Source organism: Streptomyces musisoli, assembly GCF_016741855.1.
Classification (GTDB): domain Bacteria; phylum Actinomycetota; class Actinomycetes; order Streptomycetales; family Streptomycetaceae; genus Streptomyces; species Streptomyces musisoli.
Genome location: NZ_JAERRH010000085.1, coordinates 1 through 1,267, shown reverse-complemented (window position 1 = coordinate 1,267; position 1,267 = coordinate 1). Strand labels below are relative to the sequence as shown.

The following is a 1,267-nucleotide window of genomic DNA, read 5'->3' as shown; positions in this document are numbered from 1 at the left end:
GGAAGTGGCGCTTCAGGATGTCGTCGTACGTCATGAGAGTCTCCGTACGATCTTCCCGGAGAACTTCCTCGGCGAGCCCTACCAGCACATCCTCCCCAGCCACGACACCAAGCTCTCGCTGCCGACGCGGAAGGTGACGGAGCAGGAAGTGGCTGATGCGGTAGCCGAGTTCACGGGCCGCGGATTCGACCTGTCGGCCGAGGCACCGTTGCGCGCCTGCCTGCTTGCGGTGGACGAAACGTCGCACGTCCTGGTGGTGGTGCTGCACCACATCGCCGGCGACGGCTGGTCCATGGCTCCCCTGGCACGCGATGTCGCTACCGCCTACGAGGCCCGGGCGGAGGGGCGGAGTCCTGCTTGGGAGCCGTTGCCGGTCCAGTACGCGGACTACGCGCTGTGGCAGCGAGAGCTGCTGGGCGAGGAGTCCGACCCGGACAGTGTGCTGCGTGCGCAACTCGCGCACTGGACCGAAGCCCTTGCTGACCTTCCCGACCAGCTGGAGCTTCCCGCGGACCGGCCCCGGCCCGCCGTCGCTACCTACCGGGGCGACAGCGTGCCGGTGGAGATCAGCGCGGATGTGCACTCTGCTCTCACCGCTCTCGCACGCGAATCGGGTGCGAGCGTGTTCATGGTGCTCCAGGCGGCCTTCGCCACGCTCCTGTCGCGTCTGGGTGCGGGGACGGACATTCCGATCGGTTCGCCGGTCGCGGGCCGTACCGATGAGGCGTTGGACGATCTGGTCGGGTTCTTCGTGAACACGCTGGTCCTGCGCACGGACCTGTCCGGGAACCCCACGTTCCGTGAGCTGATCGGGCGTGTGCGGGAGACGGACCTGGCGGCTTACGCGCACCAGGACGTGCCGTTCGAGCACCTGGTCGAGGCGCTGAATCCGGCGCGCTCCATGTCCCGCCACCCGCTCTTCCAGGTCATGCTCGCCCTCCAGAACACTGCGCCGGCCGAACTGCACCTTTCGGGCATCACCTTGACGGGCGAATCGGCTCACGCGACGGTGGCGAAGTTCGACCTGTCCCTGACCCTGCGGGAGCAGCACGACCCTGACGGCGAACCAGCCGGGCTCACCGGTGCACTGGAATTCGCCACCGACCTCTTCGACGCGTCGACGGCCCACAGGCTGACGGAGCGCTTCGCGCGACTGCTCGCGGCGCTGATCACCGAACCCGCCCAGGCGATCGGCCATGTCGACGTTCTGTCGGTGGGTGAGCGGCGGGATGTGTTGTCGGTGTGGCAGGGGGTGGAGTCGGGTGTG

Annotated in this window: 1 protein-coding gene; it reads left to right on the top strand. The window is 68.0% G+C overall.

The features are described from left to right. Positions 1-4: 4 nt before the first annotated feature. The coding region (locus tag JK361_RS40545) for a condensation domain-containing protein (RefSeq protein ID WP_307787457.1) at positions 5-1,267 on the top strand (1,263 nt) is incomplete at its 3' end.